At 71.3% G+C, this 21,164-nt stretch carries 19 protein-coding genes; 3 read left to right on the forward strand and 16 right to left on the reverse strand.

Annotated features, from left to right (window positions below; translation table 11 throughout):
- Positions 1-16: 16 nt before the first annotated feature.
- Positions 17-985: a GlxA family transcriptional regulator gene (locus ACWEOZ_RS12835; protein ID WP_451910882.1), complete on the forward strand. Its 969-nt coding sequence runs from the start codon at positions 17-19 to the stop codon at positions 983-985.
- On the opposite strand, the gene ACWEOZ_RS12840 is transcribed toward ACWEOZ_RS12835, so the two are convergent.
- A complete protein-coding gene (locus ACWEOZ_RS12840) occupies positions 903-5,195 on the reverse strand; it encodes an AAA domain-containing protein (RefSeq protein ID WP_451910883.1) in 4,293 nt (1,430 codons plus the stop codon). The genes ACWEOZ_RS12835 and ACWEOZ_RS12840 overlap by 83 nt on opposite strands.
- 99 nt (positions 5,196-5,294) lie before the next feature.
- Between ACWEOZ_RS12840 and ACWEOZ_RS12845 the strand changes: the two genes are divergently transcribed.
- Positions 5,295-6,206: a hypothetical protein gene (locus ACWEOZ_RS12845; protein WP_451910884.1), complete on the forward strand. Its 912-nt coding sequence runs from the start codon at positions 5,295-5,297 to the stop codon at positions 6,204-6,206.
- Here ACWEOZ_RS12845 and ACWEOZ_RS12850 read toward each other — a convergent pair whose 3' ends face one another.
- The 8 genes from ACWEOZ_RS12850 to ACWEOZ_RS12885 all read right to left on the reverse strand — a co-directional run bounded on the left by ACWEOZ_RS12850 (position 6,207) and on the right by ACWEOZ_RS12885 (position 14,691).
- Positions 6,207-7,643, reverse strand: coding sequence for an SDR family NAD(P)-dependent oxidoreductase (locus tag ACWEOZ_RS12850; RefSeq protein ID WP_451910885.1), 1,437 nt, complete (start codon positions 7,641-7,643; stop codon positions 6,207-6,209).
- On the reverse strand, positions 7,643-8,551 hold the full coding sequence (locus ACWEOZ_RS12855; RefSeq protein WP_451910886.1) for a hypothetical protein: 909 nt from the start codon (positions 8,549-8,551) through the stop codon (positions 7,643-7,645). Before ACWEOZ_RS12855 ends, ACWEOZ_RS12850 begins: the two co-directional genes overlap by 1 nt.
- Positions 8,552-8,596: 45 nt before the next feature.
- On the reverse strand, positions 8,597-9,607 hold the full coding sequence (locus tag ACWEOZ_RS12860; RefSeq protein ID WP_451910887.1) for a 1-aminocyclopropane-1-carboxylate deaminase: 1,011 nt from the start codon (positions 9,605-9,607) through the stop codon (positions 8,597-8,599).
- A 9-nt stretch (positions 9,608-9,616) separates the two neighbouring features.
- Complete coding sequence (locus ACWEOZ_RS12865; protein ID WP_451910888.1) at positions 9,617-10,378, reverse strand: aspartate/glutamate racemase family protein; 762 nt, start codon at positions 10,376-10,378, stop codon at positions 9,617-9,619.
- Positions 10,379-10,380: 2 nt separating this feature from the next.
- Complete coding sequence (locus tag ACWEOZ_RS12870; RefSeq protein WP_451910889.1) at positions 10,381-11,910, reverse strand: NCS1 family nucleobase:cation symporter-1; 1,530 nt, start codon at positions 11,908-11,910, stop codon at positions 10,381-10,383.
- 83 nt (positions 11,911-11,993) lie between these two features.
- Entirely contained in the window at positions 11,994-12,701 is a 708-nt protein-coding gene (locus tag ACWEOZ_RS12875) for a GntR family transcriptional regulator (protein ID WP_451910890.1), read from the reverse strand.
- A gap of 68 nt (positions 12,702-12,769) precedes the next feature.
- Positions 12,770-13,900, reverse strand: coding sequence for a polysaccharide deacetylase family protein (locus ACWEOZ_RS12880; protein ID WP_451910891.1), 1,131 nt, complete (start codon positions 13,898-13,900; stop codon positions 12,770-12,772).
- Positions 13,901-14,022: 122 nt separating this feature from the next.
- On the reverse strand, positions 14,023-14,691 hold the full coding sequence (locus tag ACWEOZ_RS12885; RefSeq protein ID WP_360819712.1) for a hypothetical protein: 669 nt from the start codon (positions 14,689-14,691) through the stop codon (positions 14,023-14,025).
- A 346-nt stretch (positions 14,692-15,037) separates the two neighbouring features.
- Between ACWEOZ_RS12885 and ACWEOZ_RS12890 the strand changes: the two genes are divergently transcribed.
- The gene (locus ACWEOZ_RS12890; RefSeq protein WP_451910892.1) at positions 15,038-16,279 is read left to right on the forward strand and encodes a hypothetical protein; all 1,242 of its coding nucleotides are present in this window, start codon (positions 15,038-15,040) and stop codon (positions 16,277-16,279) included.
- On the opposite strand, the gene ACWEOZ_RS12895 is transcribed toward ACWEOZ_RS12890, so the two are convergent.
- The 7 genes from ACWEOZ_RS12895 to ACWEOZ_RS12925 form a co-directional block, all read right to left on the reverse strand.
- Complete coding sequence (locus ACWEOZ_RS12895) at positions 16,254-17,303, reverse strand: S8 family serine peptidase (protein WP_451910950.1); 1,050 nt, start codon at positions 17,301-17,303, stop codon at positions 16,254-16,256. The two genes, ACWEOZ_RS12890 and ACWEOZ_RS12895, sit on opposite strands and share 26 nt — an antisense overlap.
- 47 nt (positions 17,304-17,350) lie before the next feature.
- Positions 17,351-18,583 (reverse strand): hypothetical protein, encoded by a 1,233-nt coding sequence (locus tag ACWEOZ_RS12900; protein ID WP_451910893.1) that lies wholly within the window; start codon positions 18,581-18,583, stop codon positions 17,351-17,353.
- Positions 18,580-18,999, reverse strand: a complete 420-nt coding sequence (locus tag ACWEOZ_RS12905) for a hypothetical protein (protein ID WP_451910894.1) — start codon at positions 18,997-18,999, stop codon at positions 18,580-18,582. Before ACWEOZ_RS12905 ends, ACWEOZ_RS12900 begins: the two co-directional genes overlap by 4 nt.
- 128 nt (positions 19,000-19,127) lie before the next feature.
- The gene (locus ACWEOZ_RS12910; RefSeq protein ID WP_451910895.1) at positions 19,128-19,442 is read right to left on the reverse strand and encodes a hypothetical protein; all 315 of its coding nucleotides are present in this window, start codon (positions 19,440-19,442) and stop codon (positions 19,128-19,130) included.
- 2 nt (positions 19,443-19,444) lie between these two features.
- Complete coding sequence (locus ACWEOZ_RS12915) at positions 19,445-20,449, reverse strand: WXG100 family type VII secretion target (protein WP_451910896.1); 1,005 nt, start codon at positions 20,447-20,449, stop codon at positions 19,445-19,447.
- On the reverse strand, positions 20,446-20,760 hold the full coding sequence (locus ACWEOZ_RS12920; protein WP_451910897.1) for a type VII secretion target: 315 nt from the start codon (positions 20,758-20,760) through the stop codon (positions 20,446-20,448). Before ACWEOZ_RS12920 ends, ACWEOZ_RS12915 begins: the two co-directional genes overlap by 4 nt.
- Entirely contained in the window at positions 20,757-21,116 is a 360-nt protein-coding gene (locus tag ACWEOZ_RS12925; RefSeq protein WP_451910898.1) for a YbaB/EbfC family nucleoid-associated protein, read from the reverse strand. The genes ACWEOZ_RS12920 and ACWEOZ_RS12925 overlap by 4 nt, the downstream gene beginning before the upstream one ends.
- Positions 21,117-21,164 lie beyond the last annotated feature (48 nt).

The following is a 21,164-nucleotide window of genomic DNA, read 5'->3' on the forward strand; positions in this document are numbered from 1 at the left end:
GTGCTAGGAATCGCAGATGACGCAAGAATCCTTGCACCGGGTCGTGGTCGTCGTCGACGACAACTCCAACCCGTTCGAGCTGGGCTGCGCGACCGAGATCTTCGGCCTGCGCCGCCCCGAGCTGGGCCGCGACCTGTACGACTTCCGCCTCTGCTCGCCCACCCCGCGCACGCCGATGCGCGACGGCTTCTACACGCTGACCGGCGTGGCCGGGCTGGAGGCGACCGAGCAGGCCGACACCTTGATCGTCCCGAACCGCCCCGACGTCGAAGTCCCCCGGCGCCCGGCGGTGCTGGCGGCGATCCGCCGCGCCCACGCCCGCGGCGCCCGCCTGATCGGCTTCTGCAGCGGGGCCTTCACGCTGGCCGAGGCGGGCGTGCTGGACGGCCGCCGGGCCACCGCGCACTGGCAGTGGGCGGACGACTTCCGCGCCCGCTTCCCGGCGGTGACCCTCGAGCCGGACGTCCTGTTCGTCGACGACGGTGACATCCTCACGGCCGCGGGCAGCGCGGCGGCGCTGGACCTGGGCCTGCACGTCGTCCGGCGCGACTTCGGCGCGGAGGTCGCCAACGCGGTCAGCCGCCGCCTGGTCTTCGCCGCCCACCGCGACGGCGGCCAGCGCCAGTTCGTGGAACGCCCGGTGCCCGCGGTACGCGACGAGTCCCTCGCGCCCCTGCTGGCCTGGGTGCAGGAGCACCTGGACCGGCCGCTGACCGTGGCCGATCTGGCCGGGCACGCGGCGATCAGCCAGGCGACCCTGCACCGCCGGTTCCGCACCGAACTGGGCACGACGCCGCTGGCCTGGCTGACCGGCGAACGCGTCGCCCTGGCCTGCCGGCTGATCGAACGCGGCGAGTCCCGCCCCGAGGTGGTGGCCCGGCGCACGGGCCTGGGCACCGCGACTAACCTGCGGGCTCTGCTGCGCCGGGAGACGGGTCTGACCCCGACGGAGTACCGCCGTCGCTTCGGAACGGTGCCACGTTGAGCTCCTCGATGCGCTGCCAGAGGGGGCGCAGGGCTGCTTCCGGCTCGCGGGCGAAGATGCTGCCGCGGATCCGGACGAAGACGCAGTTGCCGACCCTTTCCAGCACCGCCTGCCGGCGCATGTCGCTCTCCCACTGCTCGGGTCCGTGGTACGCGTCCCCGTCGCATTCGATGGCCAGGCGGCGGCCGTCCGGCGCGTTGAGCACGAAGTCGATGCGGTAGCCGCCGATCCGGAACTGCGGGGTGGGCCGGTAGCCGCGCTTGACCAGCCGGCGCAGCACCTCGCGTTCGAAGTCGCTCTCGCAGAGCAGCTCCAGATCCGGTGCGGTGGTCTGCACCGGCAGGTTCAGGGCGTAGTTCAGCAGCAGCGCCCGCGCGTCGTCGGCCAGCAGCGACGACGGCCGGACCGAGTAGAAGATCCAGAGCTGGTCCCGGGCGCGGGAGGCGGCCACGTTGATCCGGCGGTGGTACTCGCGCTTGGTGAACGCCGAGGGCCGGCCGTCGTTGTCGGAGACCACCATGGACACCAGCACGACGTCGCGTTCGTCGCCCTGGAAGGTGTACGCGTCGCCGACCCGCAGCCGCCGGGCCTCCATCTCGTCCTCGCCGATCGCCTCGCGCAGGCCCGCCAACAGGTAGGTCGCCTGCCCGCTGGAGCTCAGCAGGCTGATGACCCCGATCGTCTTACCGGCATACGACGGATCGGCCACCAGAGCGGACACCTGCGCCACCAGGGCGTCGGCCTCGGCGACGTTGACGTCTCCGTAGGGCGGCAGCGGCTGCCGGGTCCCGTCCGGGACGAACACCGGCCGCACCGGTGCATGCACCGCCCGGTCCGCGCGCAGCGGCTGGATCTTGCCGTCGTAGTAGTGCCGGGACGAGAACTCGATGATCTGCGGCACGCAGCGGAAGTGCTCGGTGAGCAGGATCCGTTCCGGCGAGCGCCGTACCGCGTGGTCGTAGAGCGACGACTCCGGGTCGAAGTGCTCGGCCGACGGCACGTCGTCCAGGTGGCTGTGGATGAGCCCGGCGACCGAGCCGACGAAGCCGAGCTGCGGGCCGATCTGCTGATCGTCGCCGACCACCACGGCCCGCTCGGCCAGTGACAGCACCGGCAACGCGAACAGGTCGGCCTGTGACGCCTCGTCCACGATCACCACGTCGAAGTGGGCGCCCCCGGCGAACTGCTCGATCGCGCGGTCCACCGACATGACCCAGACCGGCACGGCCTCGACGGCGGACTCCATGGCCCGCTGGGCGTGCGCCTGCCAGGCTGCCGCGCTGCGGCCCGTACCCTTGCCGATCTTGCGCAGAGCGGTGGTCCAGTCGGCCAGCGCGGCCCGCCGCCGGTCGTCGAGGGCGCGGGAGACCTCGAGCCACGCGGACGCGACGACGAGGTCACCGGTGAGCCGCCGGATCTTGTCGCGGGCCAGCTCGACCCGGCGGTTCAGCACGGCCGGGTCGACGCTGCCGACGACCTGGTCGAACCAGGTCTGCGCCTGCCGCCACTGCCAGGCCCGCAGGCAGAGCTGCCCGGACACGGCCGGCACCAGCCCGGCGTCGACCTGGGCGGCCCACTCCGGGGCCACCTCGGCCAGCTGGTCGCGCAGGTCCACGTACCGCTGCACGTCGGGCCGCAGTGCCGTGAGCCGGCGCGCCTCGGCGACCAGCGCGTCCCATTCCTCCAGGCCGGGCGCGAACCAGGCCGCGGCCAGCGGCGGCCACGGCACCAGGGCGTCCGCGACCGCGCGGTCGGCGGCGTCGAGCTCATCGAGCTCAAAAACGGCCAGGACGCCGCCTCCGGTCCGGTCGAGGGCGGCGGCGGGATGGTCGGACGGGTCGTCGAGCAGGGCCGCGACCTCGGCCAGCCGTGCCGCGTCGAGGTCCAGCTCCTCCTGGGGTACGAGCACCCGCAGCCGCGCGGACAGCTCGGGCCACTGCCGGGCGTCCCAGCCCAGCGACTGGGCGGCCTCGGCCAGCAGCGTGCCCGCCCACACCTCCGGGTCGCCGGGGCGTTCCGGGACGGCCAGCCGCTGGATCCACTCGGCCCAGTGCTCGCCGAGCCGCCGCCGGGCCTGCCCCCGCCGCACCCACGCGGCGGCCAGGTCGACGTCCTCGACCGTGCGCAGGGCCTCGCCGTCGACCCGGACCTCGTCGGCGACCCGCCACAGGCCGCCCTGCAGGATCCGGTTGACACCCCGGCCCGCGGCGAACCGTTCACGCAGCTCGCCGAGGCCGATCAGCAGCCTCTTCGGCTCCGCGGCCAGCGCCTCCACGGCGGTGACCCGGTGCCCGCCGAGGGCGCGGGCCAGCTCGGCCAGGGTGCGCTGCAGCTCCTCGGTCGCGGTGACGTGGTCGGTCCACAGGGTCGCCCAGTGCGGGTCGGACAGCAGCCGGCCGAGCCGGTCCGTCCACGTGCCCTCCCGGCGGTGCAGCCACGCCACCGCGTCACGCAGGCCGTCGAGCAGCTCCGCGATGGCACTCGCGCCCTGGGCGCGTACCGCATCGGTGTCGACCCCGGCCGCCTCCAGGCGGGCGACGCGGTCGGCGGCCGACTCCCGCTGGGCCCGCGCCTGCCTCGCGGTCGCCGCGTCCGGCAGCGCCGCGACCTCCGGCAACGGGCGCAGCGCGGCCGCCCGGTCGGCCGGCGAGATCCGCGCGGCGAGCTGCAGCAGGGCGGCGAAGTCGTCCGCGGTCAGCGGCGGCCGATCGGCCGGCGAGACCGGGTCGGGGATGCCGCCGTGGGCGGCGGCCCGCTCCCGCAGCCAGGCGCCGACCTCGGCCGGCGAGAGCCGCACGTCGTCGATCCGGTACGTCGCAGCCTCGTTCTCCGCGATCGCCCGCAGCCCGCCCAGCGCTGCCGCCAAATCCTGCTCGGCGTCCTCGAGCCGCCGGGTGAGCCGTTGCACCCGGCCCGCCTCGGCCTGCTGGTCCAGGGTGGCGCCCCGGTCGGACAGCTCCCGGGCGGCCAGCTGGAGCTGCACGAGCTGGTCCGTGGTGCGGCCCAGCACGGCCAGGCAGAGCGCCTGCACCTCGGCCGGCAACCCGTCGCGGAGCACCCGCAGCGGGTCCTCCTTCTGGGCGACGACCAGCACCCGCTTGCCGTTGGCCATCAGATGACAGATCAGGTTGCGGATCGTGTGGGTCTTGCCGGTGCCGGGCGGGCCCTGCACGGCCACGTTGCGGTGCAGCGCGAGCCGGCGGGCGATCGACTCCTGGGCCTCGTTGGTCGGCAACGGCATGAGCAGCCGCTCCCCCACCCGGTGCCACTCCTCGGGCCGGTCGTCGGGCATCCGCAGCTTGCTGGGCTCGTGCGCGACGATCGCGGCCAGCGCGCCGATGCTGGCGGTGTCGCCGGCGAGCAGCCGGTCGCGCAGGCTCTCCAGGAAGCCGCGCAACAGCCGCTGCCGCGGCCGGGCGAACAGCACCCCGGTGTCGACGATGTGCGGGCCGGTGGCGGCCTCGCCCGGCGCGACGACCCGCCGGTCGTAGCCGAGCCGGCCCAGGGCCCGCTCGAACAGCTCACGACGCTCCAGGTCGTCCCAGAGGTCGGCCTCCAGGGTGCCGGCCGGCCCGGCCAGGCCCAGGAGCTGACGGAGGTAGCGCTCGTCCAGCCCGGCCAGCGCGTCGGTCTGCAACCGGGACGGCCCCTGCGGCGAGACGGTGATCAGCGAGCGGTCGGGGTCGTACTCGATCAGCACCGGCGTCGCGACCAGCGGATACCGCACCCGGTGGCCGTCGATGACGGTGTCCAGGATGCCGTGGCCCCAGACCAGCTCGGTGCCGGCGGCGGCCATGTCGACCTGGTGCATGAGGTCGAACAGCTGCCGGTGCAGCACCCGGGCCCGTTCGGCCTCGGCGCTGGCGATCGACCAGGGCCGCCACACCTCGTCCCGCCAGGTCTCGAACTCCTCGCCGTCGGCCTTGGGCTCGTCGGTCGGGCTGATCTCGTTGAGCCGGCGGCGCAGCTCGGCGGGCACCGCGACCGGAGCCGGCGGGTCCGGCAGGCCGACCCGCAGCCAGCCGGGGCCGTCCGCGGCCGGACCGATCGAGCACGCCGGGTGCTCCGGCAAGGCATCCATCCGGTACGCGTCAGCGGGCAGCGTCCGCGCGGGGCGTTCCATGTGCGCGCGGACGGCGAGCAGGTAATCCGCGACGGAGACGGCCCGGTCCCGGATGACGGTGGGCGACTCAGCATGCGGCGCGGACATTCTTCGCAGGTTATCCGATGTGCGCAGCCACAAGGGGCGGCGCGGAGGGCGCCGGCACCGCTATGGTTTCGCGGCCGGCTCGACGCTTCGGGGGAGATCATGTCGCAGGAGTGGAACGCGCAGCCCCAGCCGTACCCGTACCCCTATCCGTACCCGTACCCGCAGCAGGCGGGCTTCGATCCGGCCGACCCGCTGATCAGCATCGAAGTCGGCGGCTGGTGGCACCGCAGCTTCCGGCTGCTCAAGGCGGCCTGGCGGCCGATGGCGGTGATCCAGCTGATCGTCTCCGTCCCGGCGCTGGTGCTGCTGCTCCCGGCCATGCTGGCCTACCAGGACGAGCAGCGGGTGGCGCAGGAGAGCCTGCAGGCGTCGGTCGACGCCGGCACCCGGCCGGACTTCTCCCTGTTCTTCGCCGGGCTGACCGTGCTGCTGCCGGCCGCCCTCGTGGCCGGCCTCTTCTACATGCTGGGCCAGCTGGCCAACCAGCAGGTGGTGGTGTTCACCGCCACCGGCCGCACCGGCAACCTGGTGGGCCCGGCGTTCCTGGCCGCGGCCAAACGCCTCCCGGCGCTGATCGGCTGGTATCTGCTGGCAGTTCCGGTGCTGATCGTCGCGACGGTGCTGTGCTTCTTCCCGGTGCTCTACGTGGGCGCCGCCCTGACGGTGCTGTCGGTGGTGGTCCTGCTGGAACGCGGCAACGGCATCGGCCGCTGCTTCCAGCTGTTCCACGCGAGCATCGGCGTCTCGGTAGCCCGCATCGCCACGATCTTCGGCCTGAGCGTGGGCGCGAGCGTCCTCCTGACCCTGATGAACACGCTGGTCGACGTGACGATCGGCGGCAGCTACACCACCCCGGACAACACGGCCACAGTGATCAACACGCTGCTGCAGGCGGTCTACTCCATGGTGAGCTACATGATCCTGGCCCCGCTGCTGGTGACCACGTACGCCGACATGCGCGCCCGCAAGGAACCGTTCACCACCGCGAGCCTGCTGCCCGGCGCCGCCTGATCAGGCCTCCTCCGGGTCGCGCCCCTGAGCGGCGCGGCCCCCGTCGACCGGCAGCACCACCCCGTTGACGAAAGAGGCCGCGGGCGACAGCAGGAACGCCACCGCGTCGGCGACCTCGGTCACCCGGCCGAGCCGCCCGACCGGATGCAGCAGCCGGATCTCCCGCGCGAAGTGCTCGGCCCCGGCCTCGTCCAGCCCGGCCACGTAGGCGTCGGACCGTTCGGTGGCGATCGAGCCCAGCGCGACCGCGTTCGCCCGGATTCCCCGGGGTCCGTAGTCGACGGCCAATGCCCGGGTCAGTCCCTCGATCGCGGCCTTGGCGGTGGCGTAGGCCAGCGCGCCCCGGACCGGGCGTTGGGCCTGGTGGGACGAGACGTTGACGATCGATCCGGTGCCCTGCGGCAGGAAGTGCCGAACCGCCGCCGCGCTGCCGGTCACCACCGGGCCGAGGTTGCGGCCGATCAGCGCGAGCAGTTCCGCCGGCGGCGCCTCGTGCAGCCAGGCGTCGCGGAACACGGCGGCGTTGTTGACCCAGCCGACGAGCGGTCCGGCCGCTGCGGCGACGGCGGCGGCCTGCTCGGCAACCGCCGGGTCGGCGGCGTCACCGATGACCGGCAGGATCCGCCCGGCGGCCGGATGATCACCGATCCAGTCCAGCGCCGCCGGGTCGAATTCGAGCACGGCCACGGTGTCGTGCTCGCCGGCCAGCCGCTCGACCACGGCCCGGCCGACGCCGCGTCCACCGCCGGTCACCACGTAGGAAGCCATGCCCTCAGCTTTCCAGCCGGGCGCGCGCCGCGGGCCATCGGCTGCGGCCCAGCGCCGGGCGGCCGGCACCGCTGCCCTCCCCAGCGATGCGATGGACCGGGCGACAGCGTCTCCCAGCCCGGCGGTGTCCATGGTGCTGATCACATCAAGTAGTTCCGGCTCACCCGGGCGCCGGGCCAGTTCACGCAGCGCCGACCGGTGCAGCCGCTTGCGCGTGGGGTCGCGCAGCACGGAGAGCAGTTCACCAGTGGACTGCGCCGGATGCGAAGAAGGCCGCGACGGTGGCTCCCGGTACTCCCCCAACAGGCTTGGCCAGCAGGACGCCACGTGTTCGAGCACCTCCGGTCCGCGCCGCCCGCGCCCGATGTAGTCGCGGACGCCGGCAACGACCTCCTCGAATCCGGCCGCGCCCAGACAGGTCAGCACACCGAGAACCACAGTGAACTCCGGCTCGGCGGCGTCCAACCGCGCCACGATCGGCTGGACCGGCATACCGAGGTCCCGGACGAGCCGGGCCAGATAGACATCCCGGGAATCGACCTGCCGGTCCCAGGCGTACTGCCACCGCAGACAGGCCTCGACGACGACCGGATCCCGGACCGCGCGGGCGCCCCGGCCGAGGCCCCGCTGCACCTGCCCGGCGACGGTGTCCGGCGAGTCGTAGTCCATCACGGCGCCAGCCGCGCCGCCGCCGCGTCACGGACCTCGGGGGTCTCGATCGGATCATCGCGCAGGTAGACCACACGTTCCCGGATCCATGAGGAGAGCCGTACCCGCTGCACGGCCAGCACGCGGACGTCCGCCTCGCAGTCCCACAGCCCTTCCCGCAGGCCGCTCTCGGCGCCGTCCGGATCCAGCGCGAGATAGGCACGCAGATAGCTCGCGCGTTCGTAGCTGTGCGGGGTGAACCACAACCGGCGCAGCAGCTTCGGGACGCCGGCCGTGCCCGGTCCGCCGATGCGCGCCAGTCCGTCGACGAGACGGTCGTAGCCGCAACGATCGCCGGCGCGGGTATCGAGCCAAGCGATGCCGTCGAGCAGCAGCGGCACATCGGACTCATCGCCGTGGGCCGTGGCGAAGAGCAGCCTGTTCCAGCGGTCCGGGTCGGCCGGCTCCCGCTTCTCATCGTCCGGCGGGACCGCCGGTTCCCGCGCGGCCGGGCCGTCCACCGGCGGTCGCAGGTCCTCCCAGTGTTCGACGGGCCACTCCCGCGACACGACCTGCAGCACCTCCTGCCCGCGGGGGCCTTCGGTCACGTAGCGGCGCACCTCGTCCACCACGCCGTCCACACCCGCCCGGCCCAGGACTTCGAGAACCTCCAGCGTGTTGGTGAACTCGTTGTTCTCCTCGTCGAGATCGGCGGCGTGCAACCGGCCGGTGAGAGGCTCGGCGCTGAGCCCGAGGTCACGGATCAGCCGGGCCAGGTACACGGCGCGCTCGTCGATCGCCCACCACCAGCGGTAGTCACGGCGCACGCAGGCGTACACGGTCCCGGCGTCGGTCGCCTCGAGGGCGCCTCGGCCGAGGCCGCGTTGCAGCTGCCCGGCGATGGTCCGGGCCGATTCGTAGAAAGTCATCGCCAGGCAGTGTGGGCCCCGGCGCGGCCGGCCGTCCGCTGAATTTCAGACGATGGCGCTGTACGCGTTCAGCGCCGGCTGGCCGCCGAGGTGGGCGTACAGGACCGTCGCGTCCCGGCCGATCTCTCCCCGGGTGACCAGGTCGATCAGGCCGGCCATCGACTTGCCCTCGTACACCGGGTCGGTGATCATGCCTTCGGTCCGGGCCGCCAGCCGCATCGCTTCCAGGGTCGTCTCGTCCGGGATGCCGTAGATGCCGGCGTGGTAGCGGTCGTCCAGCAGGATCTCGTCGTCGCGCAGCTCGCGGCCCAGGCCGATCAGCTCGGCCGTGTTGCGGGCGATCCGGGCCACCTGGTCCCAGGTCTCCGCCGGCTTGGCCGAGCCGTCGATGCCCAGCACCCGCCGCGGCCGGTCGTCGCCCAGCGCCGCGAAGCCCGCGATCATCCCGGCCTGGGTGCTTCCGGTCACCGAGCAGACCACCACCGTGTCGAAGAAGATCCCGAGCTGGGCCTCCTGGTCGGCCACCTCGCGGGCCCAGTTGGCGAAGCCGAGACCGCCGAGCCGGTGGTCCGAGGCGCCGGCCGGGATCGCGTACGGCTTCCCGCCGCGCGCCTCCACCTCCGCGATGGCCTGGTCCCAGCTCTCCTTGAAGCCGATGCCGAAGCCGGCCTTGACCAGCCGCACGTCGGCCCCGGCGAGCCGGCTGAGCAGGATGTTGCCGACCTTGTCGTAGACGCTGTCCGGCCAGTCGACCCAGCTCTCCTGGATCAGCACGCACTTCAGTCCCGCGTACGCGGCCACGGCGGCGACCTGCCGGGTGTGGTTGGACTGCACGCCGCCGATCGAGACGAGCGTGTCGCAGCCCTGGGTCAGCGCGTCGGCGACGAGGTACTCGAGCTTGCGGGTCTTGTTGCCGCCGTACGCGATGCCGGAGTTGCAGTCCTCGCGCTTGGCCCAGACGGCGGCGCCGCCGAGGTGCCGGGTGAGCCGGTCCAGGCGGTGCACGGGCGAGGGCCCGAACAGCAGCGGGTACCGGTCGAAGTCGTCCAGCGGCATGGCAGCTCCTCAGTCGGGTCCTGCCGACCATCCTGCCAGGTCAGGCCGGGTGTACCCGGAGAGAATGCCGGTGTAGTGCTTCGGCGGCGGCGGCGCGTATTCGCCCCGCGGTGACGTCCGCAGGCCCAGCGTCACCAGTGACTGCACGAACACCGTCGCGGCGGCCACGCCGTCCACCACCGGGACGCCCAGTTCGGCGGACACCCGTGCGCAGAGGTCGGCCATGCCGGCGCAGCCCAGCACGATGACGTCCGAGTCGTCGCGTTCCAGGGCGGCCCGGCCCACGGCGATCACCCGTTCGACGGTGTCCGGGTGCGTGTCGAGCTCCAGGACCGGGATGGCACACCCGTACACGCCTCGGCAGGCCCGTCCCGCGCCGTAGCGCGCGGCCAGCTCCCAGGCCCGGCCGCGGGTCCGGTCCAGCGTGGTCACCACGCTGAAACCGCGGCCGAGCAGCGCCGCCGCGTGCATCGCGGCCTCGGCGATGCCGACCACCGGCCCGGCCGCCAGCTCCCGCGCCGCATCCAGGCCGGGATCGCCGAAGCAGGCGATGACGTACCCGTCGACGCCCGCCCGCTCCCCGGCGGCGATCTCGGTCAGGATGCCGGGGACGCTGAGTGCCTCGTCGTAGTGGCTCTCGATCGACGCCGGGCCCAGTGTGGGGGTGACCGCGTCGAGGCGGGTGCCCGGGCCGGTGACGGCCCGGGCACTCAGCTCGATCTTCTCGGTCATCGCCACGGTGGTGTTGGGGTTGATGACCCGGATGTGCATGGTCAGGCGACCTCGTCGAGGACCCGGCTGCGTTCCCGCACCCGCATCCGCCGGGCCAGGGCCAGGTAGACCAGGAAGCCCAGGGCCATCCCGATGAACCAGCTGTACTGGGCGGTGGTGTGCATGCCCGGCCCGCCGGTCCACAGCACCGGCACCATGGCCACGACCGCGCCGATCGCCGTCGCGATGACGGCCGGCGGGTTGTAGCCCTTGTGGTAGAAGTAGCGGCCCTCGGGCGCCATGGTGAACATGTCGTCGACCACCACGTGCTGCTTGCGGACCAGGTAGAAGTCGGCGATCAGCACCCCGAACAGCGGGCCGATGAAGGCGCCCAGCGTCTCCAGCGTGTAGTGGATGACCTCGGGGTTGTTGTAGAGGTTCCACGGCGTGATCAGCACCGAGCCGACGGCGGCGATCATGCCGCCGGCGCGCCAGCTGATCCGCTGCGGGCTGACGTTGGAGAAATCGAACGCCGGCGAGATGAAGTTCGCGACGATGTTGATGCCGATGGTGGCGATCGTGAAGGTCAGCGCGCCCAGCACGATGGCGAAGGTGCTGTCGATGCGGGCCACGGTGGCCACCGGGTCGGTGATGAGCTCGCCGAAGACCGGGATGGTCAGCGACGAGGTGACCACGACCAGGATCGAGAAGGCCAGGAAGTTCACCGGCAGGCCGAGCAGGTTGCCCCGCTTGACCGCCCGGAACGAGCGGCCGTACCGGGAGAAGTCGCCGAAGTTGAGCATCGGCCCGGAGAAGTAGGAGACCACCAGGGCGATCGCCCCCAGCATGACCGGGATGGCGGCGGCCCCGCTGTACTTGACCTCGCCGAGGTTCAGGTTGATGGCGCCCCAGCCGGCCTGGTGGATGAGGTAGCCGGTCAGCACGATCATGACGACGTAGACGGCCGGCCCGCAGAAGTCGATGAACTTGCGGATCGTCTCCATGCCGGTCCAGAACACCGCCGCCTGCAGGACCCAGAGCACGGCGTACGTGCACCAGCCGAGCAGCGGCAGCCCGAGGAAGCCGTACTGGTTGACGTCCGCGTACGGCATCAGATCGGGGAACAGCTTGAGCACCACGACGTCCAGCGCCGCCGAGGCGAGGTAGGTCTGGATGCCGTACCAGGCGACGGCGATCGCGCCGCGGATGATGGCCGGCACGTTCGCGCCCAGGACCCCGAAGACCGTGCGGCAGATCACCGGGTACGGCACCCCGGTCAGCTGCGACGGCTTGGCCACCAGGTTGCAGAAGAAGTAGACGATCGAGATGCCGACCAGCAACGAGACGAGCACCTGCCAGCTGGACAGACCCAGCGCGAAGAGGCTGCCCGCGGTGACGTACCCGCCGACGCTGTGCACATCGGACATCCAGAACGCGAAGATGTTGTACGAGCCCCAGCTCTGCTTGCGCAGCGGGGCGAGGTCCTCGTTGGTGAGCCGGGGGTCGTACCCGGGCTTGATCTCTCCCGAGCCGACCGGCATGCCGGCGGCTTCGACGAGATCCGAACTCTTGGCGACAGTGGTCTCGGCCATGCCCACTCCTGGGGTCGAGCGGCTTCGTTGCGCTCACGCTAGGAACGGGCTGTTTCGCGGTGATGAGCGGAGAGATATATCTGTCAATCCGCGAACAGGCCCAGGTCCTGCGGCAACCGGGCAATGCAGGTCTGCAGCCGCTGGTGGTGGGCGGCACAGACGGACATCAGCGCTTCGATGTCCCGGGCGGTGAAGGCTGCCAGCATCCCCGCATGGTCCTGATGCAGCAACGCACGCTCGACCGCGTCGAGGTGCGACATCGGCTGCAACGGTTCGGTCATGTTCCACGCCGTGCCGAGCATGTGCAGCAGCCGACGCATCCGGCACGGCCGGATCAGCGCAAGGTGGAAACGCCGGCTCTCCCGGTGGTGGGCCCGGCTGTCTCCCGCGACAACCGCGGCCTCCAGCGCGGCGTGCGCGGCGCGGGCCTGCTCGTCGTCGTCGGCGTCGGCCAGCGTTACGGCGGCCCGCAGCGCCGCGGTCTCCAGCGCCTCCCGGACCAGGTAGATCTCGCCGAACTCAGCCACGGTCAGGCGCGCCACGCGGTACCCGGTGCGGGCGCGGTGGTCGACCAGCCCTTCGCCGATCAGGGTCATCAGCGCCTCGCGGACGGGGATGCGGCTCACCCCGAAGGAGGCGGCCACGCCGTCCACCGGGATCGGCGAGCCCGGCGGCACCTCGCCGTCGAGGATGCAGCGGCGCAACTCGTCGAGGATCTCGCTCTGCGAACTGCCGTGCGGATGGCCGGCCAGCCGGGACAGCAGCACGGAACGGACGCGCGGGTTGGGCATGGCCCCCTCCTCGTACCGAGGATGTGGCCTCCGAACCTATGCGTACCGCGTTATCGGCGTGTTTCCCGCTACTTCAGCGGCTGCAGCTTCAGCTTCTTCGCCCGTACGGTGTTGATGATCTTCTGCAGTCCGGACGCGGTGTTCTTTCCGTGGCCGTGCATGAGGATCACGCCGCCGGCGCTGATCGGCGCCGAGCGGTGGTCGCCGTACCGGATCCGCTCGGTCATCAGCGCCGTGGACGGGCCGTCCCAATCGTAGGTGTCCGTGGTCCACCGGCAGAGCTGGTAACCCTGGTCCTGGGCGTGGCTCTGCAGCCGGGTGGTGAAAGCGCCGGCGCCGAACGGGGGCCGCAGCAGCTTCGGCGTGCCGGTCGCCGCCGTGCCATCGGTGATCTGCTTGACCACCTTCGTCTTGCCCATGCGGCTCAGCGCCGGGTGGCTCGACGTGTGGTTGCCGATGACGTGCCCGGCGGCCTTGATCTTCTTGAACAGCGCGGGATTGCTGCGCGCCCAGTCGCCGCGGAAGAAGAAGTGCCCCTTGACATTGTTGCGCTTGAGCGTGGCCAGGATCGACGTGACCTGGGCCTTGCTGCCGCCGTCGTCGAAGGTCAGCCAGACGTCGTCGGTCGGGTTGCCGCAGCGTTCGATCTGCTGGATGACAGCCGCGGTCATCGGCCTCGGTGAAGCCACCCCGTCGGCGGCCACAGGCCGGGCGCCCTTCCCCGAGGCGGTGCGGACCACCGAGCCCGTCGTGACCACAGCCTTACCCCGCACGGCGTAGCTGCCCTTGGCGTTGGGCAGCTGCAGATAGCAGGTCCGGCTGGCGGTGTGCCGGACCGGGTTCTGCCATACGGAACCGGTGCAGGTGACCGTGCTGCCACCGGCGCCGGTGGCGGAGATGGACACCTTCGAGGACTTGGGCACCTCATAGACGGTCACGATGGTGGGCACGGTGCCGCCCGGGCTGTCGTACTGGGGGGCGCTCACGCCGATCCGGAGGGCGCCCTTCGCGGTCGTCTGCGGGGCGGCGACCTTTGCTGTCGTCTGCGGGGCGGCGGCCTTCGCTGTCGTCTGCGGGGCGGCGACCTTCGCGGTCACCTGGTGAGCGGCGACCGTGCCGCCCTCGGCCACACCGATGCCGGTACCGGCGACCAGCAGGCCGCCGGTGGCGACGGTGGCGACAACCCAGGAATGACGCATGAGACTCCCCCGTGAGCAAGATCGATGGACTCTAACGTCCGAACCCGGCCGGCGGTACCCGCCGGGGATACACAAACGTCCGCCGCCTGCGGTGCAGGACGGCGGACGGAGGGGGACGTGCTCTAGGGGAACTGCATGCGGCGCGGCCGCGGGATCACCGGGGGCGGGAGCGGCAGGTCGGCCAGGTGACTCCAGTTGAGCGAGCCGTTGTCCGTCGACTTGATCTCACCCAGGCAGGCCCGCAGCAGGCCGAGGTTCGGCGCGCCGGCATAGCCGGCGATGACCACCTCGGGTGTCGGATCGAGCTGCGCGATGGCCGCGCAGATCTTCGACACCTCGCGCTCGTCGACCGCGTCGAGCGGCAGTGGCGCCTCCGCCTGCGAGCGGCGCCACGGCGGCCCGAACCGGCGCAGCAACTCGCGGGCCAGCCGGCCGAAGGAGCGGCCGACCTCGGCGTCCGCCATGGACATCCGCGCCGACTGGCCGTAGCACCAGGGCACCACGACGTGACCGTTGATGACCACGAGCTGGTAGACGGACCGGGGGACGCTGATGATCTCGGCTCCCGGCAGCGTGCCGAGAAAGAGGACCAGCTCCTCGTACGGCAGGGGCCACCGAGGATTGGTGAGCACTCGTTCCGTGGTCGTCGTCATAGCGGGATGAGCATGGACCTCGCGGTCGATCGCCGTGCTCAAAGCTTCGGGAACTCGGGTCCACAGTTCCGCGGCAACCTTGTCGCCGAACTGCTCGACCACCCACTCACTGGGACCGACGAGAACGTCTGGGCGCATGCGGTACCACCACCGTCCGTGTCGCTGGCGCTACGTCTGGGTAGAACAGTTCCACTCACGGAGATCGACTGGAAGACCAATCATCGCCGATCTCAAAAACATCCATGAATGAAAACCGGCAGGACGGTCAAACCGTTGCGGCGACGTTGGAGCAGCAGGTCCGCGACTCGCGAAACATGCAACTTGCATGGCGAACCGCTGTGCAAGTTGCATGCCGGCTCGCGAATCAGTCCTCTATTTGACAGTGAACTCCTCCCATATTTCGAGCCGATGACCGTCACGCGAACATCAACCGACAGTGATCAAGGCTCGTCCACGGCTCGCGGAACCGGTAACGTGCCCGGCTGTGATCGACCCGGCCGGCACCCCAGCGCCGCCGCCCCGGCGGACGGACCGCTGGCTGGCCCTGGTCGGCGTGCTGGCCCTGGTGTGCGGCGGCGTCTTCGTCCTCAGCGTGGCGCGCAGCCGGGTCACCGCCGGCCGGGTGCAGCAGGCCGAGCGGGCGATCCGCGCGACCCTCGACCGGCAGGGCGCCGCGCTGCTGCGCGGGGACCGGAGCGGATGGCTGAGCGGCGTCGACCCGGCACTGTCCGGCGACCTGACCCGCCTGTACGCGAACCTGCGCGGGCTGCGCGTCTCGGGCTGGCTGCCCCGTACCCGCAACGTGCGGACGGGACCGCGGTGGACGGCGGACATCCAGATCCGGGTGTGCTTCTCGGCGCCGGTGTGCCCGCGGACGCCCGAGACGTACGTGCCGGCGGGTGATGTCATCTCGGCCCGTACCGAATGGCTGATCGCCGGTGACCGGGTCGTCCTGACGGCTTTCCAGCAGACCGGGACGGACGGCTCGGTGCCGTGGAAACACGGGACGCTGAGCTTCGCCCCGGGCCGGCGGGTGGTGGTGGCGGCCGCGCAGCGCCTGCCCGGTACGAAGCCGGAGGTCTGGCTGGCCGCAGCGGAACGCGCGGCGCAAGTGGCCGACCGGTACGCCCTGACCCGGCCGGGCACCTATGTGGTCTTCCTGGCGGACGAGAAGCACTGGCGCGAGACCCTGGGCGAGGACCGCGAAGCGGCGGCCTTCGTGGACCGGACCAGTGAGCAGACGGCCTTCGCCATCATCGACGCGACAGCCCTGGACGCGGACCCGTCCGACGAACGCCTGCTCCGCCACGAGCTGGGCCACATAGCGACCCTGCTCGGCACCCTGGACAACCAGGACGAATGGGCCATCGAGGGCATGGCCGAACACATCGCGTACGCGGGTGCGCCGGTGCAGTCGTACGAACTGATCGCGGACGCGCGCCGGCACGTGGCGGAGTCGGGCTGGAACGGCCGGCTGGACCTGACGTGGTCGGCCGAACCGACGGAGAGGTTCGGCTACTACGCGATGGGCTTCCTGGCGATGCGCTGCCTGGCCGAGACGTACGGCGAACCGAAACTGCTGGCGTTCTTCACGGAGGTGGCCCGCCGAGGCGAACCGCCGGCCGAGGCGGCCGAGGGGGCGCTGGGTGTGCCGTGGGAGCAGGCGCAGGAAACGTGCCGGCCGAAGATCTTGTCGTGGCTCAAACCCGGCGCCGCCGCATCCTGACCACCAGCGCGATGACGGCACCGGCGAGAGCGAGGATGCCGGCCCCACCGATCGCCAGGACGGGCAGGCGGTCATCGTCGTCACCCGTACCGGCTATGACCTCGGCCGAGGCCGCCGGCGACGGCCGCGCGGGCCGAGCAGGCCGGGCAGCGGCCTTCAGCGCGGCGACCAGATTGAGCTCGCCATGTCCGTAGGTGTCATCCCGCCCGGGGGCGCCCTTGTCCGTGGCCGTCGACTCGAGAACGGACACGACCTCGGCGGCCGACAGCTTCGGATACTTGGACCTGATCAGAGCAGCCGCCCCGGACACGATCGCCGTGGCGACGCTGGTGCCCTCCACCCGCAGGTATTCGTCGTCAGGATCGCCGTTGGTCACGGTGACATCAGCACCCGGAGCAACCAGATCCAGCTGCGGCCCCGCATGGGAGAACCGAGCGGCCTTGCCCGCTCTGTCCGTGGCGCCCACAGCCAGGACCTCGGGATAGGCAGCGGGGTATTCGTAGTCTGATTGCCGGTCCGGACCGTCATTGCCGGAGCCGGCAACCAGCACGACATCGGCCGCGGCAGCGCGCTGCACGGCCGCGGCAAGTTCGTCGTCCTCCAGCACCAGGAACGACATGTTGATCACCTTCGCGCCGTGCTCGACGGACCAGTCGATCGCATCCGAGACGACCGGCGAGCTGAGAGCGGGCGAAGCCGGCAGGATCTTCGCCGCCGGGGCGATGCCCAGCACGCCCCGGTCCCCGGAACGGCCGCGAGCGGCGATGATGCCTGCCATCTGCGTGCCGTGCCCCCGAGTGTCCTTACGCCCGTCCCCGTCGCCCAACGCGTTGAATCCGGGCAGGACGGCACCCTTGAGATCGGGATGCCCCGCCCATACCCCGCTGTCGATGACGGCGACCGTGACGCCTTTCCCCTTGGAGATGCGCTGCGCCTCGGCGACCCGAAGGCTGCCGAGATACCACTGCCCGTCACGAGCCCGGTCCGCGCCGGCCGCGGGCACAGCGATCAACGGCGACATCACCGCCGCCAACAGGGCGGCGCCGAGTCGGCCGGCGGCAGCTCGCATCCTCATCCGCGCCATCCGATGACCCCCGGCCCGGGATCATGCCGATCTCGGCGCCGGGAAGGCTCGATGACCGGCGCCACCCCTTCGGCGGCAACCCAGCGACTGTCCGGATCGAAAGTCATGCCGTCCTCGCGGTCCTGGTGGAAACGACGTTTTCCACCGGCCGGCGGGACGGCCGATGGTCGGCCAGGCTGAGCCGAAGCCCCGGACCTGACGCGGGGTGGTAGCCCTGACGCCGGCGGGAGCCATGACGGCGGAACCGGCTTGCCGACGGGCCGGCTTCCACGGCCGCCTGGACCACCCGACGTGCCGCGCGGTGGCAATGCCCCGAACGGGCCGGCACTGCCGCGCCCTCCGCGAACTCCGGATGACGGGAGACCCGCTGGAGGACCACCACCGATGACCAGTCCGGGCACCGGCAGCCCGGCTGACGAACCGGCCGGGGCCGGCAGAGCAACGGGGGTGATCGGAGGTGGACTGGCGGGAACAGGCGAAACAACTCCCGCCAGATCGGGGCCACCGGATGCAGAGCCCGGGGGCAGCGGTACAGCAGATGTGCCCCCGGCCGGTGCCGATGTGCCGGCATCGGGCGATGCCGGCGGCGGATCGTGCGGGACTTCGAACCCGGTTGCAGCGCTGATGCCGCTCTCGCCGGACGTCGTCACGGGGCGGCCGCCCTCGGCGCCGCCGATCGGCCGGCTGACGAACGCGCCGGGAGCGAACTCGTAGAGGCCGGGCGACGTGATGGCGTTGTCGGGATGAGCGATGACGGTCTCGGCCTCACGCATGCGCGCCCGCGCCTGCTCATCCAGCTCGTCCTCGGCGTTGTCCCACCAGCCGGGCAACCAGTCATCGCTCTTCTCCAGATACTGCTGAAAGAGCGGCTCGACGTCCTTCTTCGCCTGACGCAACGCTTCCAGGATCCGGCCCAGAGCGCCGGCATTCGCATCAGCGACGTCCTTGTTCCTCTGCATGGTGAACAGCAGATTGTCGATCAGCTCGACGAACGCGGCGGAAGCCTTGTTCTTCTCCGGCGGCCAGGCCTCGATCAGCTTCTGCTTGGCCAGCTCAAGTCTTGATCGCTGATCCTTGACCAGACCGGCCATCGACCCCAGAGCGGCCACCTGCCGCCAGGATTCCGGGTCGTCCTCGTTCGCGACCATCGCCCAGATCCGAGGCGTGTTATAGGCCGACCACGGCGTCACGCCGCTCGGAAGGAAGGTGCCGTCACTCACGGCGCCTCCCCGTCATGTCGAGCCTCGGTCACCGGCCGACCACCGGGATATCGGGCCGCCTGCTCCCGGTCCGCGGCGACCGTCAGCATGTAGGTGATGTTGCTCAGGCTGCGGGACGACTGATCGTCAACGGCGCGGAAGTCCTTGGCCGCCTGCTCGGCGGCATCGGCGAGAATTCGCGCCGCCTCGATGAAGCGCGTCAGATTGATCAGCGAATGGGCCAGCGCCTCGGCGTAACTCTCCTTGGCCCGCAACACGGCCTCGCTGGCGTTGGCGGTGCCGAAGGTGATGCCCGCGGAGAACGACTGCCGGGACCGCGCCACATCGATCGGATCGACTTTCTCGGCATAGAACCGCACGTCACCGGCGAACTCGACGAGGCCGCCCGTTTCCAGGTGTATGGAGCTGTCGCTCATCGCTGCCTCCCCGTCTCGTCCCGGGCGCGGACCCTGCCGAGGGCACCGACGCCAGCCGTAGGCCCGCGCTCACAACCCCCATCCGCCAGCAACACGTCCCCCGGACCCGATCCGGTTCACCGCGGACCTCAATCCTCCCGATACGTGAGGTCCACCAATTCCCGCAGGAGATCGAGTGCAGTGGCCTTCGCCGGGCCCTCCGGTAGAGCCCGCTCTCCCTCGGCGACCAGACCTGTCCGCAACAACGTGAAGATCTCCTGTCGGGTCGTCGCCGGGAAGTCGGTCAGCCAGACGGAGCCCAGGTTGTTGTCCACGACAGCCTGCAACGACTCGACAGCCTTCTCGTCGGAGAGCCGCGAGATCAGGAATTCCAGCGTGAAGTCGAACAACCCGCCGGACGCCACCCAGTCCACCCCGGGCTTCAGCAGAATCAAAGATGCCATGGTCAACGTCCCAAGATGAAGACGCGAGGCCCCAGGCCCCGCTCGGCGATGAAGCTCTCGACACGGGCGATCTGGTCCGGCGTGAACCGTGAGACGTCCACGGGCACATAGTCGGCCTTATCCAGGTGGCGCTCCATCTGATAACTGAACTGCGGCCATTGCTGGTCGAAGAACTGTGGCGGAAAGTCGTGCACGCGCTGCTCTTCGATCTTGGGATCCGGCGTCGGCTTGTGCGGTACCTCCGGCTCCCCGCCTTTGCCGAGCGATGAGCCCTTGAGGTCTTCGATGTTGCGGCCGAGGCGGGTCGTGGCTTCGGCGAGTTTGCGGAGGCTGGCGATCAGCGCTCTCAACCAGCGAGCGATCCGCGCCCCCCAAGCCGCGCACAGCGTCGTCACCTGCTCCACCACCAGCGGCGTCGCCAGGCCCGCCGTGGCGATCAGCTCACCCGCGTAGACGATCAGCCGGGACACCACCGTCGCTACGGCGTCGCGGACCAGTAGGCGGACCGTGCCGATCAGGGCGCCCGCTGCTTCGGTGATCAGTGCCGTTGTTTCCGAGGCGCGGGCCAAGGCGCGCAATGTCTGCTCGCGGCGGCCGGCCCACTCCCGGTACGCCGTCGCGGCCGCCCCCGACCACTCGCCCACATCTGCGCGGAACGCGTAGGACACGCCGTCCGCGCTGTCGGTCAAAGATGCTGCGACGTTGCGCCAGGTCGTCGCGTAGGCAGCTATCTGTGCCGGATCGCCGGCCAGCCAGTCGAGGGCTTCCGACAGGGGTTTCACGTGCTCGATCAGCCAGGCGATGCCGTACTGCAGCAGCGCCCCCGCCGGGTCCGAGATCAGGGCCAGGCCGTCCAGGCCGGCGCCGATCGTGCCCAGTGTGCCGTCGATCCAACTGCCGTTCTGCACCCCCTGCGTGATCAGCTCGATGTCCTCGGCGATCCAGACGCCCGCCCACGGGCTCTTCGCTTCGTCGACCGGCGCCGCGATCAGGGGGTTGTCAGTCACATGTCGTCCTGGATCTCCAGCAGGCTCTGCCGGCGGCTCGCGTCGATGGCCGCGTATGACTCCGCTGTGGCCCGCAGGCGCGCGCCCGTGTCCTCCAGCGACTCGGCCGCCGCGCCGATCCCGTCGACCACCGCGTCCTGCAGGGCACCCAGCATCAGCGGGACCATCACGCACAACTTCCCGTACGCGTCGGAGCCCGGCCGGACCGCCGCCCCGGCCTCCGCCGCCGTCGTCACCCGGGCCGCGACCGCCTCCACGTGGCCGGCGTGGGTCACCAGCTCCTGCGGGCGTACCTCGAATTGGTCTGTCATCGCGTGAGCGAGGCGATCACGGCCTTGCCCGTCTCCGAGTCGGCGCCGACGGTCTCGTCGGTGACCACCGTCGCCTTCGCGGTCAGATCAGCCCGAGCCGCGGCCAGGGTCGCGAGGATCTGCCGGGCCGTTTCCGCCGCCGGCTGCCGGCTTATCCCTTCCTCGAGCTCCAGGCCGGTCAGCGACCCGCCGGCCCCGACGGTCACCGTGACCAGGCCGTCGTCGCTGCGGGCCGCGCCGGTCAGCTGGGCGAGCCGGGCGGCGAGCTCGCGGGCCTGCGCGGCGCGCTGCTCGAACCCGGCTTGCCAGTCGTCGACGCGGCGTTCGGCCGCGTCCAGGTCCGGTCCCTCGAACATGGATCCACCGTAGTGCCGGGGTGCGACAGAAAAGCGTTCTAGTCTCGG

The organism is Actinoplanes sp. NPDC004185 (assembly GCF_053603475.1).